General features: G+C 24.6%; 18 protein-coding genes and 1 pseudogene. 10 read left to right on the forward strand and 9 right to left on the reverse strand.

Annotated elements, in window-relative coordinates; all coding sequences use genetic code 11:
* The 4 genes and pseudogenes from F3G70_RS11975 to F3G70_RS02135 form a co-directional block, all read left to right on the forward strand.
* Positions 1–260, forward strand: a pseudogene (locus F3G70_RS11975) (hypothetical protein); the annotation flags it as partial.
* A complete protein-coding gene (locus tag F3G70_RS02125) occupies positions 260–1,915 on the forward strand; it encodes a hypothetical protein (protein ID WP_149731075.1) in 1,656 nt (551 codons plus the stop codon). The pseudogene F3G70_RS11975 and the gene F3G70_RS02125, both read left to right, overlap by 1 nt.
* A 14-nt stretch (positions 1,916–1,929) precedes the next feature.
* Positions 1,930–5,055 carry a glycosyltransferase gene (locus tag F3G70_RS02130; RefSeq protein ID WP_149731076.1) on the forward strand — a complete coding sequence of 1,042 codons (3,126 nt, stop codon included), beginning with the start codon at positions 1,930–1,932 and terminating at the stop codon, positions 5,053–5,055.
* Positions 5,056–5,059: 4 nt separating this feature from the next.
* Positions 5,060–6,211, forward strand: coding sequence for a glycosyltransferase family 2 protein (locus F3G70_RS02135; RefSeq protein WP_188118031.1), 1,152 nt, complete (start codon positions 5,060–5,062; stop codon positions 6,209–6,211).
* 54 nt (positions 6,212–6,265) lie between these two features.
* On the opposite strand, the gene F3G70_RS02140 is transcribed toward F3G70_RS02135, so the two are convergent.
* Positions 6,266–6,958, reverse strand: coding sequence for a glycosyltransferase (locus F3G70_RS02140; protein ID WP_188118032.1), 693 nt, complete (start codon positions 6,956–6,958; stop codon positions 6,266–6,268).
* 127 nt (positions 6,959–7,085) lie between these two features.
* Here F3G70_RS02140 and F3G70_RS02145 point away from each other — a divergent pair, with 127 nt between their 5' ends.
* Positions 7,086–8,384, forward strand: coding sequence for a UDP-glucose dehydrogenase family protein (locus F3G70_RS02145; protein WP_149731079.1), 1,299 nt, complete (start codon positions 7,086–7,088; stop codon positions 8,382–8,384).
* Between the two features lie 45 nt (positions 8,385–8,429).
* On the opposite strand, the gene F3G70_RS02150 is transcribed toward F3G70_RS02145, so the two are convergent.
* Positions 8,430–10,271 (reverse strand): glycosyltransferase, encoded by a 1,842-nt coding sequence (locus F3G70_RS02150; protein WP_149731080.1) that lies wholly within the window; start codon positions 10,269–10,271, stop codon positions 8,430–8,432.
* Between the two features lie 497 nt (positions 10,272–10,768).
* Between F3G70_RS02150 and F3G70_RS02155 the strand changes: the two genes are divergently transcribed.
* The 4 genes from F3G70_RS02155 to F3G70_RS02170 all read left to right on the forward strand — a co-directional run bounded on the left by F3G70_RS02155 (position 10,769) and on the right by F3G70_RS02170 (position 13,003).
* Positions 10,769–11,164, forward strand: coding sequence for a hypothetical protein (locus tag F3G70_RS02155; RefSeq protein ID WP_149731081.1), 396 nt, complete (start codon positions 10,769–10,771; stop codon positions 11,162–11,164).
* Positions 11,134–11,637, forward strand: a complete 504-nt coding sequence (locus tag F3G70_RS02160) for a hypothetical protein (protein ID WP_149731082.1) — start codon at positions 11,134–11,136, stop codon at positions 11,635–11,637. The genes F3G70_RS02155 and F3G70_RS02160 overlap by 31 nt, the downstream gene beginning before the upstream one ends.
* Positions 11,638–11,851: 214 nt before the next feature.
* The gene (locus tag F3G70_RS02165) at positions 11,852–12,319 is read left to right on the forward strand and encodes a hypothetical protein (RefSeq protein ID WP_149731083.1); all 468 of its coding nucleotides are present in this window, start codon (positions 11,852–11,854) and stop codon (positions 12,317–12,319) included.
* Between the two features lie 342 nt (positions 12,320–12,661).
* Positions 12,662–13,003, forward strand: a complete 342-nt coding sequence (locus tag F3G70_RS02170; protein ID WP_223165983.1) for a UDP binding domain-containing protein — start codon at positions 12,662–12,664, stop codon at positions 13,001–13,003.
* Between the two features lie 611 nt (positions 13,004–13,614).
* On the opposite strand, the gene F3G70_RS02175 is transcribed toward F3G70_RS02170, so the two are convergent.
* Together F3G70_RS02175 and F3G70_RS02180 are read right to left on the reverse strand one after the other, a co-directional pair.
* A complete protein-coding gene (locus tag F3G70_RS02175; RefSeq protein ID WP_149731084.1) occupies positions 13,615–15,084 on the reverse strand; it encodes a hypothetical protein in 1,470 nt (489 codons plus the stop codon).
* A complete protein-coding gene (locus F3G70_RS02180) occupies positions 15,066–16,592 on the reverse strand; it encodes a VPA1262 family N-terminal domain-containing protein (protein ID WP_149731085.1) in 1,527 nt (508 codons plus the stop codon). The genes F3G70_RS02175 and F3G70_RS02180 overlap by 19 nt, the downstream gene beginning before the upstream one ends.
* 83 nt (positions 16,593–16,675) lie before the next feature.
* Between F3G70_RS02180 and F3G70_RS02185 the strand changes: the two genes are divergently transcribed.
* Positions 16,676–19,891: a hypothetical protein gene (locus tag F3G70_RS02185; RefSeq protein ID WP_149731086.1), complete on the forward strand. Its 3,216-nt coding sequence runs from the start codon at positions 16,676–16,678 to the stop codon at positions 19,889–19,891.
* 260 nt (positions 19,892–20,151) lie between these two features.
* Here F3G70_RS02185 and F3G70_RS02190 read toward each other — a convergent pair whose 3' ends face one another.
* From F3G70_RS02190 to F3G70_RS12225, 5 genes are all read right to left on the reverse strand, one after another.
* Positions 20,152–20,751 carry a hypothetical protein gene (locus tag F3G70_RS02190; protein ID WP_188118034.1) on the reverse strand — a complete coding sequence of 200 codons (600 nt, stop codon included), beginning with the start codon at positions 20,749–20,751 and terminating at the stop codon, positions 20,152–20,154.
* Positions 20,752–21,029: 278 nt separating this feature from the next.
* Positions 21,030–21,896 (reverse strand): ComEC/Rec2 family competence protein, encoded by an 867-nt coding sequence (locus F3G70_RS02195; protein ID WP_149731088.1) that lies wholly within the window; start codon positions 21,894–21,896, stop codon positions 21,030–21,032.
* On the reverse strand, positions 21,877–22,539 hold the full coding sequence (locus tag F3G70_RS02200; protein WP_149731089.1) for a hypothetical protein: 663 nt from the start codon (positions 22,537–22,539) through the stop codon (positions 21,877–21,879). Before F3G70_RS02200 ends, F3G70_RS02195 begins: the two co-directional genes overlap by 20 nt.
* A 12-nt stretch (positions 22,540–22,551) precedes the next feature.
* Positions 22,552–23,367, reverse strand: a complete 816-nt coding sequence (locus F3G70_RS02205; protein WP_149731090.1) for a ComEC/Rec2 family competence protein — start codon at positions 23,365–23,367, stop codon at positions 22,552–22,554.
* 580 nt (positions 23,368–23,947) lie between these two features.
* The gene (locus F3G70_RS12225) at positions 23,948–24,151 is read right to left on the reverse strand and encodes a hypothetical protein (RefSeq protein ID WP_149731091.1); all 204 of its coding nucleotides are present in this window, start codon (positions 24,149–24,151) and stop codon (positions 23,948–23,950) included.
* Positions 24,152–24,204 lie beyond the last annotated feature (53 nt).

Below are 24,204 nucleotides of genomic sequence, written 5' to 3' on the forward strand. Positions count from 1 at the left end.
ATAATCAGCTTCAGCAGGAATTAAATGAAAGAATTAGTGTTAATGAGCAGATTGTTGATCAGAATAATCAGCTTCAGCAGGAATTAAATGAAAGAGATAATAAAAATAAAGCATTAAATGAAGAGATCAATAATTTAAAAATGACTATTGATAAAAATAATTCAAATTTAAAATCCATATTCAAAGAAATCGAACTTCTAAAATCAATTATTAATGAGAAAGATGAAACTATTAAATCTTTAAAAGGTAGTGAATATTAATGTTAGATTTTTATAAATTAAACTCAATTCCAATTTTATTAAAAAATTTCAAAGTGAAAAAAGCAATTATATCTGGATTACTAGATGAAAATTTAGCAAATGAAATTTTTAAGTATGATGCACAGTTTATTGCAATAACTTCTAATTTTACTCATCCACAAATTAAAACAATTAATGGAAATCCTTTAGATGTTCTTAATCATCAAAAAAATTATGAAGCGATTTTCATAAATGATGATCCTAATTGGTATACAGTTTACAATGAATTGAACATTATTAAAAAAACAAATGATGAATTTCCAATAGTTTTCATATGTAACAATACTTTCCCTCACAAACGCAGAGACACATACAAAAATCCAAAAAATATTCCTCAAAATTACAAACAAGAATCAATAAAAGGATTACCGATTATTTATGATGGTGCCGAAATTATCATTGAAGATAATTATTTTCATGCGTGTGACGAAAATACTCCGAAAAATGGAGTATCAACAGCAATTGAAGATTTTTTAGATGAAAATAGTGATATTGATTTAGTAGAATTCAAATTTATTGAAGATATCACGATTTTATGTCCTAAAACAACAATTTCAAAAATCAGAATAGATAAAACAAAGCATGAATGTTTTGATAAAAAATTAAATATAGAAAATTTTTCTGATATACTAATAGAAAATCAGTTACTCCTGTCATATCTTGAAAAATACAATATTAAAGAACTTAATTCTAGTGTAAATACAAATAAAAAAATAATTAAGGATTATGAAAATAAAATTCATGTTCAAGATAGTGAAATTAAACTTAAAGAAAGTCAGTTAATTGGTGTGACTAGTGAATTAAATGTAAAAGATTTGCAAATTAAAGATTTCGAGTCTAAATTAACCAATAAGAATAATGATTTAAATTCTTTGGAAAGTAAACTTCAATCTGCAAACACAGAAATTAAATATTTAAAAAATGAAATTAATAATATTAAATCATTATCAAAAAATAACGAAGCAGATTATATATTTAAAATTAAAGCGAGTAATGAAAAAATTAATTCATTGGAAAAAGATTTGTCTGAAATTGAATCAAAAATGTCAAAAGATAACAATGATTTAAAAGTTGCAAACCGTAATTTGAGCAAAGAGTTAAAAGTTGCAAATCAAGATTTGAGCAATCAAATTAAAAAAGTTAATAATCTTTATTCTGAAATCAAGAGTACAAAAAAGTTATTAAATGCTGTAAAACAGGAAAATTTACATCAAATCACTGAATTAAATTCAAAAGATTATTGTCTCCTTTGTTTTAAAGAAGAAATATCTAATAATGAATTGGAAATAAATTATTTTAAAAATCAATCTTTAATTAAAAAATTCATTTCTCCTTCTTCTTATTTATATTTACTTTTAAAGTCAAAACCTAATGAATTTTTGGTTAATTTTAAATTATATAACTCTTTAAAAAATAGCAAATGTTTTGATATAGGATATTATCTTAATAATAATTCAGATATTGAAAGAAGTAGGTGGATTAAATATTTTTCACCAGAATTACATTATGTTTGCAAAGGATTTGAAGAAAAACGCAAATTCAATAAAAAATATTTTAATACTAACTCAAAAGAAGAACTTTTAGAGTATATATCTACTTGTGAACATGAAAAATAACTTAAGGTGTTCTTGTGTTTAAAATAACAATTATTATCCCATTATCTATTCATCATGAATTAAATGATGAAACTTTTGAATCTATATTAAATCAAAGCATAGGTTTTGAAAATTTACAAATTATATTTGTATATCAAAAATTAGATGAATATTTGATTGATTTATCTGAAAATTATGAAAATATTATTTCAATAAAAATAAAAGATTATGATATTTTTAACGGCCATTTATATAATATTGGAATGAAACATGCATCTAGTAACTTTCTGATGTTTTTAAAACCTGAAGAAATACTTATGGATGATGCATGTGAATTATTATATAATGGAATAATAAATAAAGACATTGATTTTATTAGCGGTATCTCAAAAATTGATGAAAACAAATCTTTAGATAATGAACTTAGTTTATTTAAGAATTTTAATATGGGTGATAAACTTTTTAAAAAATCGTTTATTACCAATAATAATATCATGTTTTCAAATGATTCATTTGATTCGGAATTATCATTTTTTATTAATGTTTATTCAAGTTCTAAAAATTTTAAAATATTAAATAAAATTTTAGTAAAATCTAATAGTAAAAATCCGGTTTTTTCTAAAAAAATGATTAAAGGATTGTTAGATACCTATTATGAAATGTTTTATATAACTCAAAATCGGGATAACTCCCATATTTTTAATAATATATTGCTTTTTGATAATTTAAATTATTTTTTAACCCTTTGTTCTACAAATAAGTTATCTGCGGATGATTTATTAGAACTTTTTATATATTCAAAACCATTATTTGATTTATATTATCAAAATAATGATTTTGAATCAAATAATAAATCTCCATTATTTGACTTTATTTTTCAAGGAAAATATGAGGATGCGATTTATCATATTTTTGGTGAAAATACTCCTATGCAAAAAGATATCTTGGTAGCAACATTATGTGATCAGTATACATATAATTCATTTAAATTTGAATGTCATTTATTTAAATTAAACCCAAATAATTGGTTAAATCAACTAAAAATTAAAAAACCAGATTTATTTTTATTTACAACATCAAATAATGAAAATGCTGATTTATATGAAATCATTAAATATTGTAATGACTTTAATATTCCCACAATAGTTTGGGAAAATAAAAAAACGGATTTATCTAAAGAGATATTTTTAAGTTTTGATTATATTTTTTCATGTTATAAAGAAAGTGTACAATATTATCAAAATAAAAATCATGAGAATGTTAATTATTTAATGTTTGCAACACAACCAATGTTATTTAATCCTTTAAATAAAAATCATAAATTAATAAATAAAAATTCTAAAGATGAAAAAATATCAAGAACTATTAAGACAATTAAAAGGGAATTTGATGTATATAGAACAAATAGTTTAAAAACGAACAGAACCACTATTCATTATAATCAAAAATCAAATTTAGAAAAAAAAGAGGATATTATTGGGGAATTGGAGGATTGTCCTTTATTAACAAATGAGAATTTATGTAATCATGAAATTTTTGAATTAATGTCCTTGAATAAGTTAATTTTTGCGGATTATTCTGATTTATTAGAGGATTTATTTGGAAATAATATATATTATTTTAATAAAGACAACATTGATTTTACAAAAATAGAAATGGATGAAATCAAAAATAAAAATTTGCATAATGTTTTAAAAAATCATACTTATACTAATAGATTTAGACAAATTCTCGATACAATTAATTTTAAATACATTCCATATATTAAGCATGTTACTTTATTTTACAATTTGAATAATCTAATTGAATTGGAGTCAATTTATAATCATTTCCATTCTATTGAATATCCATTCAAACAAATGATAATTATTACAACTGAAGATAAATTATATCTGCCGAATACTATTCTAAAATCACAACTAAATGATTTAGAGTTATTTGAAAATGACTATTTTGTTTTTGCTGATGTTAATTTAGATTCGGATTTTGTGTGGGAAGCAATATTACATTCAAGTTATATCTCCCATGATGTTGGTTTTAAAGAAGATATTGAAAAAAAATTTATATTTGATAAAACTGAAGACAAGTCCAATATAATTTTTAATGGTACGCAATATAATCATATTATTTCAGAAAATATTAATGATTATGACATTTATTGTTTTAATAACTTCCAAGTTAAAGTTTCAGTGATAATTCCAGTTTATAATGTTGAAAATTATCTTGAAGAATGTTTAGAAAGCGTAATTAATCAAACCTTAAAAGATATAGAAATTATTTGTGTAAATGATGGATCTACTGATTCTTCATTAGATATACTTAAAAGATACATGGAAATAGATTCTCGAATTAAAATTATTACTCAACTAAATAAAGGTTTGGGGGATGCTAGAAATACTGGTTTAGCTATAGCGAAAGGCAAATATATTTATTTCATAGATTCTGATGATGTAGTTGAAATAATCGGTCTTAAAGAAATGTATCAACAGTGTGAATTTAAAGAATTAGATATGCTCAAATTTAATTTAATGACATTCGATGATGAAACTGGTGAAAAGAAAGCCTTATATCAAAGAGTTAAACCCGCATTTTTACAAGAATTGGGTGATGTTGTTTTTGATTATAAAACTATTGGGTCTGATGTATATACGCTTTCACCAAATATGCAATCAAGTTTCTTCAATAGGGAAGCAGTAAAAAATATTAGATTTCCTGAAAAACTCATATTTGAAGATAATTTATATTTAATTGAAGCATTATTCAATTCTAAAAGGGTTTATTATTATGATAAATTTTTGGCAAATAAACGAGAAAGATTTAATTCAATTACTACTTCAACGGGTAAAAATTTCCCTGATGTTATAGAAATAAGAAATCTAATTGTTGATTTAGCTAAAAAATATGATTTTTATGAAGAATATAAATTTACAATTTATTCTAGAAAATATATGTTTATAAAACTTTTATTTTTACAAACTTCAGATTATTATAAAAAGAACTTTTTTGAAAAAATCAAAGAAGATTGTATAAATAAAAAAGAAGAGTATGAAAATGAAGGAATTTTTGATATTTTAGATGAAAAATCGATTAAAATATTTAATGCGGGATTAAATTCTAAAAATTATGAAGAATTCGAAGAACTTATTAGAAATGCAAGGTGAAAAAATGTATAAAATTTCTATAATAATACCAGTATTTAACGCTGAAAAATATATCAAACGATGTTTTGATAATCTTCTTTCGCAAACAATTGGGTTTTCAAATATTCAAGTTATATTCGTTGATGATGGTTCTACGGATAATAGTTCTCAACTTATTGATAAATATGCTGAAGATTATGATAATGTAATATCAATTCATTTTCATGAAAATTCAGGTACTGCAGGAAAACCTAGAAATGAAGGAATGAAATTCACATTTTCAGATTATATTTTATTTTTCGATCCAGACGATATTTTAATGGAAAATGCATGTGAGGTTTTATATACTAAAATGATAGAATCTGATGTGGATATTGTTTCTGGAGGATATAAAAAACAAAACTGGATTGCTACCTGGAAACCATTTATTGACGCGGATGAAACATTTATTACAAATCCAAAAGAAAATTTTTCGATTTATTTCAACCCCCCAGGATTGCCTGCAAAACTATTTAAAAGAGATTTATTAATTAAAAATGATATTAAATTTCCAGAAATACGCATGGCAGAAGATATAGTTTTTTTGATTAAATCATATTTTTATGCAAACTCAATATTATCTTTGAATAATTTTATAGTTTTTGAATATTATGTTAGAACTGATATTAATAATAAGTCAGTAACTCAAAATATCACGAAAAAATATTTATATGATCTTTTAGAGGGTTATGTGGGTGTATTGGATTTATTTGAGGAATTTAATATAAATCCGTTACTTAGAAAGATTTATTTCACTAAAAATCATTTTAATTTTCTTCGAGTGCAACTAAACGAATTAAAAATTAATCCGGAGGAACTTTCAGAATTATTTAAATCACAACTTTTTTTAAAGATTAGAAATCAAAAATTTGTTCTGGAAGATGATGAATTAAATGATTTTTTCAATCAATTCATTAAAAATCATGAAGATGTCACAGGTAAAATGCTCCAATCAATTTGTAGGCGGACACAAAAAGAGTTTATTGAGTCTAACACTTATATAACTGAAGAGAAATATGAATGTAAAGAAAATAATATGAAAAAAGATTATGAAATTCAAAATATAGAAAAAGAACTATATTTTTTCATTAAAAAAAATGCTAAGTTATATAATTCAATTGAGGATTCTAAAAAATGAATTGTATTCATAATTTAGAATCATTTTTGATTTTACTGAATATCATGAATAAATTTAACTAAAAATTTCATGTATAGTGTCCTTTTTTCCAATTTGATTGTTAACATTGGATTCATGGATAGTTGCAGTCCACATTGGATGTTCGGTTTCAAAAAAAACCACATTATTATTTTCTAAAATTTTTGCATGATTATACCTTAGAATGGAAGTTCCTTTTTGACTAATCAGTGAACAGAAAGGATTGTCTTTTCGTATATAATGATATTTTTTATTTGTTTTCAAATCTAATTTTTCACCATGGGGAAATGAAATAATGCAATTATGCAGATTGTTGTCTGCATAATCTTGAATTTGTTTTATAAAACTTTTTTCAATCATATCATCGTTGTCAACTCTACTAGTAATATAAAAATCATAATTATCATTTTTGGTACAGAAATTTAGTGAAGTAAATTCTTCTTCATCATCAAAATAATAATCATCAAATTCATAAATTTTTTTTAATTCATTTATTCTCTTTAAAAATTCATCTGGTGTATTCTTATGAAATAAAACAACCCAAGTAAAATTTTGATTAATCTGATTTTTTATAGATGGCAATGTATATTTTTCAAATATATTAAATCGTTCTTCTAAATAATCGTCATCAAATATTCTAAGCATTGGATTATTGTCCGGATCTCTTAATTCACACCCATAATGGACTCTAAGATTAAATCTTGTTATTAAATAATGTTTGTATTTCAAAATATCGCCTTTTCATATTAATCTTTGATAATTTTTAAATAGTAATATTTATCAAAAAATATCAAAAGTATTTTATTGATATTTTATTTCAATAGTTATTTATAATTATACACATAAATGTTATCTTATGAATTTGACTATTATTGGAGTAGGTTATGTTGGGCTAGTTACTGGAACTTGCTTTGCCGAAATGGGTAATAAGGTATATTGTGTCGATATAGATGAAAAAAGAATCAATAATTTAAAAAAAGGTATTATTCCAATTTATGAGCCTCATTTAGAAACTATGGTGATTGATAATCAAAGCAAAAATAATCTAATTTTTACAACTAATTTAAAAGAGGCATTGGATGATTCTAATATTATTTTCATTGCAATTGGCACTCCTGAATCTGAAGGGGGAGGAGTTAATTTAGATTTTATTTTCACTGTTGCAAAACAAATTGCAGATAATATCACAAAAGAATCATTAATTGTTACTAAATCAACTGTTCCGGTTGGAACTAATTTTAAAATAAAAGAAATCATCAATGAAAATTCGGATGTTGAAATTCATATTGCATCAAATCCCGAATTCCTAAAAGAAGGTGCGGCAATTGACGATTGTTTGCATCCAGATAGAATAATTATTGGTTCTGAGGATATAAAATCAATAGAAATTTTAAAAGAATTATATGGTCCTTTCGTTTCTAATCATGATAGATTTATTATAATGGATGTTAAAAGTGCTGAAATGACTAAATATGTTGCTAATGCCATGCTTGCAACTAAAATTTCATTTATGAATGAAATGGCCAATATTTGTGAAAAGACTGGTGCAAATATTCAAAATGTTCGATTAGGTATTGGTTCGGATAAACGTATTGGTTATAAATATATATATGCTGGTTGTGGATATGGAGGGTCATGTTTTCCAAAAGATGTAAAAGGTTTAATTAATACATCACTTGAAAATGGTTATATCCCATCAATATTGTCGATGGTTGATGAAGTAAATGAAGCTCAAAAAATGGTTTTAATAGATAAAATTACTAATAGGTTTGGTCATGATTTAAGTAATTTAACTTTTGGTATTTGGGGTCTTTCATTTAAACCTCAAACTGATGATGTTAGGTCAGCCCCATCAATCACCATTGTTTCCGAGCTAATTAAACGGGGAGCAAGAGTAAAAGCATATGACCCAAAAGCAATTGAAAATTTTAAATGTGAAATTAAATCAGATAATATAACTTACGTTGATTCAAAATATGATGTTTTAGATAATGCTGATGCTTTAATTTTAATCACAGAATGGAAAGAATTTAGAAGTTTAGATTTAAATGAGCTTTCAAAAAGATTAAATCAAAAAATAATCTTTGATGGTAGAAATATTTATCCTAAAAGAATTGAAGATGAAGGTTTTGAACTTCATCAAATTGGTTGTTAAAAAGAATGAATATTTTCCATAATTTGAAAATTTTAAAGTATTTATTTATTTCAATGGGAAACAATCGATTAACTGTTCTTGTTTTTCATGTACTTGGTTAATTGATTTAAAGTTACATTTAAAATCTTTATCAATTTGGGGGTAATTTCCACTTCTTAAATCAAAAAATTCTCTATCATTACCAAAAGATGAAAAATAATCGTGAAATTTAAACCGTTTTCCTAAAATTTTATCTGAAACTTCACACCAACAATTCGGAATGCCGTACGAATCAGCAATTATTATGCCATGAAGACTGGTGGAGATAATATATTCGCACATGGATATTTCATTCAAAACATCTTTAGTTTCATTTTGAACATCAATAATTTTTGAATTTGGGTAATATTCTAGCATTTTTTTAAAAATTTCTTCTTCTTTATCTACATAATGGGGAATAATGCCCATGTGCCATTTTTTTTCAGAAGATTTAACAATTAATGGAGATAAAAGTCCTGGATCAGCTAAAACACATGAAACATCCTTTTCAAGTATTTTTGATAAATGTTGTCTGGTTTTTTCGCCCCGTAAAGCATGAATGATTAAAGGTCGAACATTACTTTGATTAATGTTCTCATAATGATGCATTAAACCTGTTCCCCAAATATGAATTGGCTTATTCCCATCACAATCTTCTTGCATTTTCTTGTTCTGATTATTAATATTTGTGTTTGTAAAAAGCATGTCTAGAATGCTGCCAATAGCACATAAATCTGCACTTTGAAATGAATCTAATTCAAAATTCAACTTAAAAATCGATGATAAAATTTCTTCATTTAACATATCGCCCACATTTGGGTATTTATAATAATATAATTTAACATTAAATGATTCTTTTATTTTTTTGAGATATTTTAAATATTCTTCATAAGACACATTTCTCCAAACCCAATTCAATACATTATCCATACCTTTTTCATCATCCGTATTTTTCAAATAATGATTAACAGTTATGGAAATTTGTTTAGCATACCAATCTTCAACATTAGGAATTGTATGGTTTTCTTTCAAATAATAATAAATTTTCTTTTTTTCTTCAAGATTCTTTATTATAAAATCTGATTCATGATTAAACGTATCATTTTCCCCATGTACTCGATATATTCCTATAATTTTTTTATTAATGAAAGTTTTTCCACCCATCATTAAAGCTCTTAAATATACCGAAGTATCATTCATCATTGTCATTTCTTTAAATTGACTTTCAATTAGTGTTTTTCTTCTGAATACTGCAGGGAATAATGATGTTGGTTTTCTATATTTAATCATAAAATTTTTTAAGTATTCAATTGAATCGATTTGTCCATCATTAAAATTCACACTCGAATACACATATTTATTTTCTTTTTCATAATGAGTATATGATTCGGAACAGATTATATTGATATTTTCATCTTTAAATATGTTTATTAAATCAAAAAAATAATCTTCATCAATAAAATAGCAATCATCATCACAAAAAATCACATAATCTCCAGTTGATAGATTATAACCTTTTTGTCTGTTTAATCCCATTCCTAAATTTTCATAATTTAAAAAATATTTTAATCGTTTGTCTGGATAATTACTATAAATTTCATTCGTTTTGTCACTGGATATGTCATCAATTAGAATAATCTCAAAATTTTGGTATGTTTGGTTAAAAATACTGTTAATTAGTTGTGTTAATTGTTCAAATCTGTTGTGTGTGGGTATTATAATGCTAATTTTTTGATTTTCATTGATATCTTTATTTTTGGGGGTTATGTTCATATAAGTTTTTATTAAATTATTATAAGCTGAATTACTGAGTTTGTTTTCTTCATTTTTTAGCTTAAAATCATTTAAATAATCTTTCATAATATCCATATGTATAATTATTTACTAACTAGTAAATAATTTCTTCTATCATTTCTTTACATGTTTGAGTTTTTAATCCATATTTTTTTATATTACGTCATGTAGCTATTATTAATCTTTACAAAACTTTTTATTAAAGTAATTTTATATTATTGTTTATGGGAGAATCTTTTTTTTCATCATACATTTTAAGATTCTCCTATGATGAATAATATTATTAGATTGATGGATTTTGTAATTCTCTATTTTACAATCAATAAGTAAATATTCATTTTTCAATATGTTTCAAATGTATAAATTTAATCAAAAAGTTTAATAATTTAGGTGATTGAATGAAGTTTGGATTGATGAAATATTCCTATACGACAAATTTGGGCAATGAAGTTCAAAGTATTGCTGCAAGGCAATTTTTACCTGATTGATGTTTATATTGATCATGAAGAATTAAATCTTTTTAAAAGTCCTGAGAAAACCAAAATGATTATGAACGATGGTATTTTGATTGTTTGAAATCATGGCCTCCTTCAGATGATATTGAACCGTTGCTTATTTCAATGCACTTCAACACATCATTCAATGATGCGAAAGGTGTGATTTCCACCGCTGAAAGCAGGGACTTTTTTTCAAGTTACGGTCCTGTTGGTTGTAGAGATATTTCAACGTTAACCTTATTGAAGGAGTTGGATATTGATTCATATTATTCTGGGGATTTAACACTTACATTAAATGGAAAAAATAGCAAAAATGACAAAAAATACATTGTTGTAAACTTCAATGAGTCAAAAGAGATAATTGATTTTTTAAAACAAAAACTGATTTGCCAATATATGATATTCAACATGGATCAATCTGGTCTTTTGAACAGAAATACTTGGATAAACGTCCAATTTCTTATAGATTAACTTCCTTTTATGATTATAAAGAGAAATTTTTCATCGCGGAAAACTTTTTAAGGATTTACGAAAATGCATATTGTGTTATAACTGATAAAGTCCACTGTGCATTGCCATGTTTAGCTTTAAAAACTCCTGTTTTATTTTTCAATACTGCATCATATCAACCTGAAAGATTAGTTGGATTAGATAAATTGCTTATCCAGTCTAATTTTCAAAGCTATAAAGAGAATTATGAAATATTTGATGTTGAAAATCCTCCCAATAATCCTAAAAATTATTTAAAAATTAGAAAAGATTTAATCAATAAAACAAAAAATTTCACTGGCTTTAGAAATGAGTTCTATTATTCAAACTATTCTTATGATGAAATAATCCTCAAACAAGCCGAACTTTTAGCAAAAACGGCAAGGGAATCTAAAAATTATATGGGGCGAGTAATAAAACTATCCAATGAGTATGAATCAAAACTTAAAAAATAAATTTCAAAGCGGATTTAATGTTTAATTTCTAAATCATGTTTAATTAACGAAAAAATCATTTAATTTAATTGTTTAATTGCTTAAAATGTATTTTTTTAGTTTATATAAGAAAGTTCTTTTTTAGTGTATTGTTAGATGTGATTGTTTGTCAAAGTTTCACCGATTTATTTATAAATGAAATCTAACATATTATTCATTAATTATGGAGAAAATTATGATAAAAAATCGAATTAAAATATTCATTGATTTAATAGCTGAAAGAAATACATCTCAAATATATGCTAGTGAATTAAAAACTCCTGAAGATGAATATGATGATGAATTTATGGGCGAAATTAAAGATATGGAAGCATGTGGTTTTATCAATGCATATAATCTCACTAATTCAAGCAATTCAAGAATCTCGTTAACTTCTAAAGGAGCTTTTTATGGAAAAGAATTCATTGAAAATTATGAAAAGTTATTTAATGAGGTCGTTGCTTTAATCCGTCTTGAAAACTTTTCTTCAAATAGGGATGTTATAATTTCTCAGAAATTAGAAGTTCCTACCGTTTTTGTCGGTGCTGTTTTTGAGGATTTATGCAATCAAAATCTAGTAAAAATAAAGCAAGGGGCCAGCGGGTTATATATCTATAAATTTACAGACAGAGGCACTGATTATTTTTCTAATTTGGAGAAATAATTCTGGATTATTGCTTTTTATTAGAATTTTTTCAGAAGATTTTTATTTATTTACTTTAATTATTGATTTATATTGATGTCCGTTATTTAATTCTTATTTTTCAAAATTCATGTATTGATTTATTAACATTGTCTTTATATGCTTTTTAACACACTTAACAGAAGCAGAAGCAATTAAAATCTTTGCAAAGACATGCATTGCGGTAAGGGTAAGCTACTTCAACGAGCTTGACTCCCGGATGATTATATATGGTGTGTGCATAATCCTCTCATCGGCGGACACTATAACAACCCGTCATTCGGTTATGGGAGGTAATGCCTTCCTAAAGACACCAAACAGCTATTGGTAAACTACAAGGATGTCCCTCAGACCATGATTGGGGCTGTTGTCAACTCCAATAATGTATGCAAGCATTTCACTGCCGATGAAATCATTTCAAGAAACCTGGAAATTGTCGGCGTTTACAGATTAACCATGAAAAGCAACAGTGACAATTTCCGTGCATCTGTCATACAGGACGTCATGAAGCACATTATGACTGAAGGCATTTCAATAATCATCTACGAACCTACTTTAGAGGACGGAAGCGAATTTTCAAGATCTGTTGTGGTAAACGACATCGACAGATTCAAATCAGAAAGTGATGTAATTCTAGCAAACAGTTTTGATTCATACACTCGGTGACGTTGAGGATAATGTATATACAAGAGATCTTTTCAGAGAGATTGATTGATTTGTAAAATATTGCTTTAAGAGTATACATTAACTTAAAGCAATCTTTATTTCTATTTTATTAATTTACTTAAATTGATTTTACACGCCATAATTTTCATAGTATTCTTCTGAAAGTATTGTTTAAAAACATCTATCTTTCAGCATATCGGATTTCAACTGGAACTAAAAAATTAATTACACTTTGATTATTACATATTTGATATATGATTTTGGCTAATGTCCTTCTAGCAAAATTTAAAACGTTAAAATATTCAATATCAAATAATTTCTCAAAAATTCAATTAACAATATTAAACAAGGTTAATGAATTTCATTTAAGAAAAAAGGTGCGAAGTCATGTTAAAAGATGGAATAAATGAAATAAGAATTGAAAGCAAGATGATTTTGTAAACATGACCTGTGGGAAACATAAGAAAAATAAAATTTTTCTTCGTGAAAGTTTTGTATTCAGAGGATTATCTGATGTTAAATATGAATTTATTCCATCATCAGTGACTGTAAAACATTGTATCTGGAATCATCGTAATTTTTACATCCGATTGAATATTTAAATATTTATTTTATTTATATTTAAGTTTAAAACTATTATTTCCCAACAAATTCTCTTCAATCCTATCTAAAAAGTTTTCTTTTTTATTATCTAAAAATTTTTTAAACAAAACATAACTCTCATAAAATTCGTTATAATACACTTTAATTTCATCATCATTCATCTTATTAAATTCATAAAGGGCGCTGAAAATAAATAATTTAGAGTAGTATACAAAAAATTTATTCCTATGATGTATAATATTATATGACCATTCACTATCCAAGTTTTTAAGCTTATCAAATAACTCTTTCATTGAATCTAATAACTTATCATTATCATATTTATGGAAATAATAAGCAATGATAAAATTACAAAAATCTGTACAAAGAATATTCAAAGCCTTATTTTTCTCATTAAAAGAATTTAAAAGATAATTTTCCCATTTTTTATAAATTAACTCAAAAATATATTCAGAATTCTCACATTCATAGCATTCATTTAACATTTTTATCCTAACATCAATTAACTTAACATTATCATTCAATGGAATTGGTTCAATTAAAATGTTAAGATCTTCTTTAGATAGTTTACAAAACATCGCCCCCATCACTCCATTGAAAAATTCATTATACATAAAAATATCCATTAATTCAATAAAGAGAGTTTTATTCAATTGATATAATCGGATACACATTTCGACAACCATATTGTAGTAGTTCTCAATATCATCCGAAGATGCTCTTAAAAATTTCATTAAAAAACAAAGTAATGTTTTTTCTTTAATTTCATCATGATTTACGAAAAATGAAGTTATTTGATTAAAAGACATGCATTTTACAATTAAAACCAAAGAAAATACATTATTTGAAGTTAATAACTTTTTAAATAACTCAAAATTATATTTTTGCAATACTTCAATCATTTGATAAAAATGATTCGGCAATAAAAATTTATTATTTCTAATTAATGGATTATATTTTTCAAAATCTATTTCTATTATTGAAGTAATTAAAGTTTCTTCCTCATTAAGAGCATTGAATTTATCAAAATACATAGATAAAGCTTCATCAGTAACATGAATTTTAACATTATTTAAAATTTCAGATATTTTTATAAGAATTTCATTAAATCCTTCATTTAAATTATATTTATTAACTAATTCCCCAATAGGTAAATTTATTCGACTATTGGCATACAAAAATACGAAAAAATAACTTAAATTAATTTCATTAAGCCCTTTTTGAAATATTGAAATAATTGATTTAATAATAGCTACTTTTTTCTCGATTGAGTCTTCCTTAAATGTATCCTCTATTTTATTTATTAATTTTCTTAATAACTCACGCACATCTAAATTTTCACTATTTCCAACATATTCGATATAAATATAATCTTTATAAGAAAATTTAGATAAATCTTCAATAATCAAATCTAACTCATTATCTGATGAAACTTGATTGAAATCTTCTAAATTATTTATTATTCTGGATATTTCCATATTGAATTCTCCTTTGATTCTTCCCAAATTTTATCAAATACAATAACAACTGCTTGAGGATGCAAAACTTCTTGTAATATATGATAATTTCGTCCAAATGAATTTAGAGATGTTCCAAGTGAATAAACTTTTGGCTGTTCATATTTTTTAGAATTACCTGGGAATATTAAAAAACGATCATGTGCCTTTTTACTTTCTTGAATCCTAAATTCTAAATTTAAACCTTTAAAATTACTATTCAAATTTGAAAATAAATTTTTTTGATTATTCAATTCATCTTTATTTAATTTTTTGGATCCTAAAGCTTTCAAAGCAACACTCTCATAAGGGCAGTAAAATAACGTGTTAACAATATCTTTGAAGCTTAAAAATGGATCCCATAAATATACTCCATTGTTACCATTTTCCCGAATCAATCTTCTTAAATCGCCAATCCCTTCCAGTTTATCCTTAAATGGAGTATATTGTTTAAATGATAATGTTTTTTCAAGCAATTCTTTTTCCTTAATACCCATTGAATTTTCAATATATTGATAATATTTTTGATTTTCAACTGATGACTCGAAATCTTTTGAATATAAATTAATAAACACTTTTTCATCATCATTCATGAAATATCTTACATTTAAACCACCAATTGAGATGGAAACTCCAATTGATTTTGTATAATAACTAGAATCATAATATAATATTAATTTTGGATTTTTTCTCCAAATTTTTACATTTACCAAGGAATCAACATTTCCTGTTAAAACAACTTGTGAATCATTTTTACTATATTCTTCAAAAGCATTTCCGATATGGTTATTATCTAATAATGAATCAACTTCTAAAATGCAGTCAGGATATTTATCCTTAATTAAAGGATGCCAGTGTAAATTAAAATTTAGAGAATCCCATGAATCTGATGCGACTTTTGTTTTAATATTTACAATATTAACTGGGAACTGAAAAATAAAGTTCCCTAATCTATCCCTTACTTTAAATAAATTTATAGGAAGATGTTTGTTAATTTTTTTAGATATTTTTTCAAATTGTTCTTCATCTTTCGTGAGAAACTCAAAATGCTTTTTTTCATCGAAAAATTCTAAAATGTATGAGCCAGAATAAAAGTTATTTTTCAAAATATGATTCAACCTATTTTCCTCAATAGTTGGGATGAATTGTTTATTAAGTCTTCTTAAATCTTTATCCTTAATGGAATACTCTCCTTCACGATTAGAAATCCATTTATATTCCTTAATAAGTTTTTTAAAATTCTCTTTAATTTCTGTTAATTTTAATTCATATTGAAAAATGCCAATGTAATGTTTATCATCAATTTTTATCTTATTGCAGAAGCCTCTGTTATACTTATGTTTTTCAGGATTCACATTTTTTTCTTGAAAAACACAAATAGTATATAAATTATAAATTTTATCTGATTCCATAATAACTAATTCAGTTACTTCACAACTATTATAAATTCCAATGTTTCCTTTTTTAACTAATAAATCATATTCATCCATAATATAACTCTAATAAATTTTATTTAAATAATTATGTTGAAATCTAACACAATCTATTTAACCTTATAAATTAATTTTTATTTATGGGAACTGCCGCTACAAGAAATGCTTTTAAAGGTTATGGTTATCAAAAATGGGTTTACCTTAACTTTGTATACAAAATGGATTTGGCTAATAAAATTACTTATATTGATGCTGAAATTAGTAGAAAAGATTCAAAAACTACTAAATTTGATGATATAATTTTAAAAGATGTGGACAATAATGAGTATTATATTCACGTAAAAGATTATGAAAATTTTAATATAGATAACGTTTCTATTCAAGACAATAAAGTAAAAATTAAGGGCTATAAAGATATACCTTTCAATGCCGAAGATATTAATATTGTTGTTTTCCAATCAAATTTTGAATGTGATAACGAAATTTTAGGAATAAAAGCTAAACTTATTGATTCTGTGTATTTTGTACCATTAACAATAGAAAATTCAGAAAATCAAATTGGGTCTTATTCTGATATTCATCGAAAAGAATCAGTTCAGAATCTAGTTTATGATAAACTACACAATGGCAAATTTGAATTTCATGAAAAAAATTTACCTCCGTATAATATTTATCCCGTAAAACTAAATCAAAAAACTATTCTTTTAAGAAAAATTCCAGATGAAAAAAATATAAAAAAAGGAGTTCATTGGTGTATTGGACCTCCGGGAATTGGAAAAAGTCATTTAGTATGTGAGTTTGAGGACAAATATGAAAATTTACTTATTTATAGATTCCATATAGGAAATGAAGATATTTACAAAGACGTTAGATTAGTTTTTAATAATTTTTTGCAAAATATATCTTATGAACTATTTGAAAATTCTTCTTTGCATTCGAAATATGAAATCATCAAAAAATTGGAAGAAACAGATAAAATATTAATTATTGATGGATTAGATCATGTTGAAAATTATAGAGAAGACCAGTTTGGATTCTTTATAAATTTCATTGAATCTTTGCATAATACACGAACTATAATTTTTTCAAGACCTCTAAGAAATTATGACGAAATTAAAAATATGCATTTAATAAGGAATTGGTTTAAAGATGAAACAGATTACTATTTAAATGAAGAATATCCTTTATTAAAAGATTATTATGAGAAAATATATGATGTTTCAGATGGTTATCCCATTATCATATATTATCTTGCTGAACATATAAAAAATGGAGGGAATTTATCCGAATACTCAGTGAAAATAGAATCAATTAATGATTATTATGAAAAGATTACAGAGAATATTAGATATAGAAATTTATTAAAGATATTTTTAACCATTCCAGCTTATGTTTTAAAAGAGGAGATTTCAAGTTTGTTGAATGAAGATAATGCTGAGAATCTTTTAGAATTTATAAATGAGCATCCTTATTTATTTAACTTAGAAATGAATCGGTTAAATTTATTCCATGATAGTTTTAATAATTATTTAAGAATCAATTTAAATGTGAATGATGAAATATTGGAGTGTATTAAGGAAAATATTTTGTCAATAAATATTGAATATCTATCTAGATTTCATGCAATTGATTTTAAAGATGAAGAATTCATTAAAGAAGTTTTAAGGAGATATTCAAACTTTGAAACTTTTAAAGAATTAAGCAGTAATTTTGATTTTGAATCTGTGAAAATTTTTTATTTAAATCTAAGAAAAATATTGAAAGATTATCCAAATACTTTAAATATTTATCAATATTATTCTTTTATCCTAATTTATATGATTGTTGATAGGGAGGATTATTTTGGTGATTTCAGTTTATTTTATCAAATTTTTAGATATGCTGATTGGAAAGGATATGGGGAGTGTGATATTTATAGTAATGGTGTGATGTGGAGTTTATATCAATATTATAAAGAGGATAAGTTATATTCTTTTGAAAAATTATTGGAAACCAAATATTATGATAAAGAACGATTAATTGGTGAATTAAATAGAGAATGGGGTATTGAAGATATATTTTATGGGGATTATTGTGAATTTGCAGATGAAAATGTTATTGAAGAGATTATTCGTTGTGAATTTAATTATAGCTTACTTGAAGATTATTTAGCATATATATGGATTAATAAGTGCGAACACTCCAAATATTATCCGTTCATTGATAATTTTGTTAAAAAATCTTGGAATTGGTCTGATGAGATGAAATTTGATAAAATTTTAGATGAATTAAAAATTCGCACAATACCCGCACAGAATATAATGAATGGTGCTAAATTGAGAATATATCAGTGCGGACATTTAGGAGATGAGAATATTTATTCAAAATCCACACTTTCCGAATACATTGTGAATAATTTAAATAAGATGAGTTGTGATTTATATGTTGGATTATTGGGCTATTTAAGATTTAATAACACTTTAAAAATAGATTTTGATTACTCTGAAATCTTTAAATATTTTAATATGTATTCATTTCATAAAGATTATAGTGTTGAAACAATGGATACTGCATTATTGATTTTTGAAAAACATGGATGTATTCCTGAAGAAGATTCTATAAATTTAATTTTAAATACTATGAACAAATCAGGAAAAGGAATTAGTCATTTAAGTTTGGATTATTTATCAGAAAAGACATCAGATAGAATTGAAAGTTTATTAAATGCCTATGATTTAGATTTTGACTCACAAATTGGTTATCTGGATGAAGATAAAATTAATAAATTTCCAGAAAAAATTGTTTTTAAGAATTTCTTTAAATTTAATTCAGGACGAGAAATAGATTTCAATAATGTTAAAAATATCTTAAAGTCAAATTATAAAAATAAGTTATTACGATATCTTAAGTTCCTTAAATTAAATGTTTATAATGTTCCTAATGAATGTCTAGAATTTTTTGAAGAAAATGACATATTGTATGAAGAGTATAATGATGACGATATAATATACGATGATTCCGATAAAACAATTCTAGAAAGAGGATATTTGAAAAGAGATGATTTTGATGTGATTAAATCTGAAGGAATAACACATTTAGATTTAGCTAAATTACAAAATGGGAATCATGATTGCTTGACCTATCCAGATTTATTTAAGATATATGATGATGAGGTTATTAAAGAAGATCTGCTTTTAATAATACACAATTCAATTACCACTAATGTTTATTTTTCAGATAGGTTCTTTGCAAAAATGTATTATTGTTTAGGCAATATTCCTTATCTTATTGACTATTATAATGTTGAAATTGCTTGGAATAACTTATTTGATATTTTTAAAACATTTATTGAAGAATCTAGAATTTATTCTGATTAGAGATAGGATTATGGTCTATTGGAAGATTAATTATGTAAAATAGTTTTTAAAATTGTTAAATTTCTTAAAATTAATCGTTAGTTTAATAAAAATGAATATAAGAATGGCCTAATTAAATCAATAACGGGTTTTCTTAATTTATTACTTTACCAATATTAACCGCGTAAAGTAGTAAAAAAAATGAAATTATCGATATTACTTTTAAAAATAATGAAATAAAACTTCAATAATCATTAACAAACATATATTCAATAAAAAAACTATAACTTTATATTAAACTCCTTTTTCACATGTTTTTTAATCACTTTCAATATAGTATTAATATCATTTTGATTAAGCTCATTTTTAGAACGTAAAATATATCTCAATTCTAACAATAATTTTTCAGGCAGATAATATAACTCATAATCTCTTTTAAATATTATTAAATTATCAAGAAATCCTATATCCTCTTCAACAACTCCATTTATTTTCATAGGTACAGTCTTCCATTTAACTAAAAATTCTTCAAATTCTTTATCATGAAATGTATCATCTAAAATATAATTTAATAATTTTAGTTTGGTTTCTGGAGAAAAAATAGGAGAAATATAACGAACAATATTAAATAGGCGGATAGAACTATTTTTACTCTTTTCATATTTCATAGCATATGCTGTCATTTCAGATGAATGAAATAATGCTGCAATAGCTATTAAAACTGAAAAATATGCTAAAGAAATTGATGAAATATTAAAGACATATTTTTTAGGATTAATAAAAATTTCCAAGTTTGGATTAATATTATAAACAATAGAAACAAAGGTTAATAAAGACAAAACTCCAACCACCAAAACTAATCTACTTCCTTTTATATGCATAACATTATTAACATATGAAAATAAACCCAACTCTATCTTTTTCTTAAAATCATCTGAATCACATCTTTCATCATGTTCTAAATGTTGTTTAAATCAATATTTTCTATTACTTTATTATTATCTATTATATTTATCACTTCTTAATCTTTTTATGCGTTTATATCTAATCAATTGAATTAATACTTTCATTCTTTTTCAATTATTCAGTTTTATATTTAAACTTGAGGGTTTGATTCAACAGTATTATTTAACTTTTTATTTGACAAAATAAAACTTTATCAAAGTTCATTAATTTTAATTCCAACTTTATCTTCTGAGATTTCCTCATCAAGATGAACATGGATAAATGTTCCTTCATCATCATGATAATAATCCACAAAAATATCTCCATCATTGCGAGTAGTTAAACACCGTCTCTGTTCGCCACCAACAATTAATCCTCTTGTTTTATTATAATATTTTTCTCTTGCACTACTTTCATCAGATTTATCTGAAATTATTGTTAATAATGGGTTTAGATGGGATACAAATTCCAAATCGAAATAAGAATCGAGCCCATGGTGTGGTGCGAGTAAAATATCAACATGTTTTAATTCCATATAGTCTTCATCATCCTTTATTTCAGATATGTTATTTAAGTCATTGTCTCCCATTAACAATATTTTAGCATCGTAAAACTTGATTAATAATGCTAAACTATAATAATTTACTTCTGAGTTATTTTTTTCCTTAGGACAGTATGTGAGGAATTCTAAACCTCCCCAATTATTTGGATTTTCGAATTTTAATTCTTTAGAAATGGGCGCATTATAAAAATTAACCATGGCCATATATTTTTCATATATTTTTTTGTCATCATCAGATGCATTAGATAATAAATTTTCATATAACTCATCAGGGAAATATTTATTTCCCACAAATATCCTAGGGCACATATTATATTCATCCAACTTTAATAGGCCTTTAATATGATCTTTGTGGGGATGAGATATAATCAAACAATCTAAATCAATGTTATTTTCATAAAGATAATCAACGGGAATGTCTCCACCAATATCAAAAAGAATTGTTCTATCATTTGAAGTTTTTATAAATACTGAATTGCCACGATTTAAATCAAAAATTTTAATATTCAATGTTTCCATTTTTTTCCTCCTTTAAAGAATATGTTTCTTCTTGCAAAACGGATAATGCAAACTTTTCATTTTGTTTAATTGCAATATATCTAAATATAACTATTTCAATTAAAGATATTCCCAGAAAAATAAAAATATTGTCTAAAGATATGCCTAGATAGTATACAACAATGGAAAATAGCATTGTCAATGGCAGTATGATGGCTGTAAAATCCCTGCTCAGCAAAAATAGTTTATGTTGTTGATATACTTTAGGATCATATCTATTTTTTTGATAAATTTCATACCAAAGCGAATCCTCCTCAAAAGAATCATTGGGGGTTCGATAATTCTTAAAAATCAAATTTAAATCAATATCTTTTTTATTATACTTTATTTTTCCCTGCCTTAATCTAGTAAAAATATCCGAAGCAAATCTATGGGGGTTTTTATTATAATACAATATCCAAAATTTCCAATCTGCAGGAATAATATTATTAAGTAGATACACAGGTAAATAAAGCACAGGGACTGAGAGGAATAATGAAATTATTCCATAACAATCTACAATTGTTTTAAAATTATAATTTATTAAAAGGAATAATGATATATTGAATATTATAAAATAAATCAATTTATCATCATAATCTTTTAAATCATCTATGTTTCCCATAAATATCGCCAATTAACATTTAATTACGGAATCTCCGTCTTTAATTTCAACAAAGATGTCTCCATCATTTCGTGTTGTTAAGCATTTTCTAAGTTTGGGTTTACCTTTTTCAATTATTGTTCTGCCTTTTGATTTTGAATTATATCTATCAACTGCACTATTATCACTATCATCACTTCCATCAGAAATTATTGTAATCTTAGGTTTAAGATGATTCATTAGTTCCACACTATAACAGGATTCACGACCGTGATGGGGTGCTAAAAAGATATCAATGTCTTCAGTATGTTTCTTAAATTCGTCATTAGCTAACAATTCTTCAATATTTGATAAAGTATTGTCTCCCATTAATAATACTTTAACTCCTTCATGCTCCATAAAAACTGTAAGGCTATAATAATTCAAATCATTCGCTTCATGTTCGGGTTTGAAACTAGTAAAAGTCACTCCGCCATTATAGTCTGTATTCGTTATGCTTATTTCGTGGGGTGTGGGCTTGTTATAGTCTTTATCAAGTTTTAAATATTGGTTAAATGCTTTAATTGCATTAGGATTATCCGATGAATCTCTTGATTCTTCAATTAATTTTTTTGGGATAGATTTATTCCGTAAAATGGTTTTTGGTTTTCTATCGTCCATTTCTGCAAGTCCACTAATGTGGTCTAAATGTGGATGGCTAATAATTAAACAGTATAAATTACCATTTACATAATCTAAGGGATTCTTATTTTCACACATTCCCAAATCAAATAAAATTTTCACGGTTTCTGTTTCAATTAAAACTGAACATCCATGACCTATATCAAAAAATCTTAATTTTAGAGTCATTTTCCTTCCTCCTTTTTTTAATTTTTAAAATTATTCTTACAATAAGTTATTATTATTGGACTATTTAAAATTATCTATTTTATCACTAAAAAATATAAAATAATTAATCGTTAAAGTAATATTATTAATTTAATGTTATAAGTATTATAAAATTGATGAAAAAGTATTATTATCTAAATATTATTTATGGTAATAAATAATATTAATATAAAATAATAAAATAATCGATTGATTAAAATTAATTTTAATTATGTTAACTAGGGAAATATTGAAGTAATATTAACTTTAATTAATAATAATATTTAAATTAAAATTACAAATTGTAATCAATATTAAAAATATTTTATTTAAAATTTGTTTACGCTCCGTTAATCATCATGGTGTTACTTTAATCATCATAACTCCAAATTCGGTTCTGATTGGTTAAAAAGAGTATATGGTATTATTATTTAAATTATCCTTTTTTCATATTCATTATGTATTGTTACATAAAAAAGCATAATTATTGTTTTCAAAGCAAATGTGTGCGTCTAAAGCTTTATTTAAAAAATACATTAATTTATATGTAATAAATAAACTGTTAATGGTGTAGCATTACATTACAATTTAGATTTATTAAAAACTTTCTATTTGGATGCATTGGCTCTATCTGCTCTAGTGGAGGTATTGGACATTGGCATACATCTAATGGGTTTTTATATTCTTTTTTTCTCTTTTCCTGAAATTTTTTAATTTCTAATAAACTTCTCTGAAAACCCGTTTCACGTACAATAGCGACATCCAATTTCTTTGTTGGTAAAACATCATGATTTTTAAATTTGACTCATTGGAGTTATT

It is taken from the genome of Methanobrevibacter millerae, assembly GCF_900103415.1.
Taxonomy (GTDB): domain Archaea; phylum Methanobacteriota; class Methanobacteria; order Methanobacteriales; family Methanobacteriaceae; genus Methanocatella; species Methanocatella millerae.

Excerpts from the sequence above, each read along its gene's own strand:
- F3G70_RS02125 (WP_149731075.1), top strand. The coding sequence starts at position 260 with ATGTTAGATTTTTATAAATTAAACTCAATTCCAATTTTATTAAAAAAT.
- F3G70_RS02135 (WP_188118031.1), top strand. The coding sequence starts at position 5,060 with ATGTATAAAATTTCTATAATAATACCAGTATTTAACGCTGAAAAATAT.
- F3G70_RS02145 (WP_149731079.1), top strand. The coding sequence starts at position 7,086 with ATGAATTTGACTATTATTGGAGTAGGTTATGTTGGGCTAGTTACTGGA.
- F3G70_RS02150 (WP_149731080.1), bottom strand. The coding sequence starts at position 10,271 with ATGGATATTATGAAAGATTATTTAAATGATTTTAAGCTAAAAAATGAA.
- F3G70_RS02165 (WP_149731083.1), top strand. The coding sequence starts at position 11,852 with ATGATAAAAAATCGAATTAAAATATTCATTGATTTAATAGCTGAAAGA.
- F3G70_RS02175 (WP_149731084.1), bottom strand. The coding sequence starts at position 15,084 with ATGGAAATATCCAGAATAATAAATAATTTAGAAGATTTCAATCAAGTT.
- F3G70_RS02180 (WP_149731085.1), bottom strand. The coding sequence starts at position 16,592 with ATGGATGAATATGATTTATTAGTTAAAAAAGGAAACATTGGAATTTAT.
- F3G70_RS02185 (WP_149731086.1), top strand. The coding sequence starts at position 16,676 with ATGGGAACTGCCGCTACAAGAAATGCTTTTAAAGGTTATGGTTATCAA.
- F3G70_RS02190 (WP_188118034.1), bottom strand. The coding sequence starts at position 20,751 with ATGCATATAAAAGGAAGTAGATTAGTTTTGGTGGTTGGAGTTTTGTCT.
- F3G70_RS02195 (WP_149731088.1), bottom strand. The coding sequence starts at position 21,896 with ATGGAAACATTGAATATTAAAATTTTTGATTTAAATCGTGGCAATTCA.
- F3G70_RS02200 (WP_149731089.1), bottom strand. The coding sequence starts at position 22,539 with ATGGGAAACATAGATGATTTAAAAGATTATGATGATAAATTGATTTAT.
- F3G70_RS02205 (WP_149731090.1), bottom strand. The coding sequence starts at position 23,367 with ATGACTCTAAAATTAAGATTTTTTGATATAGGTCATGGATGTTCAGTT.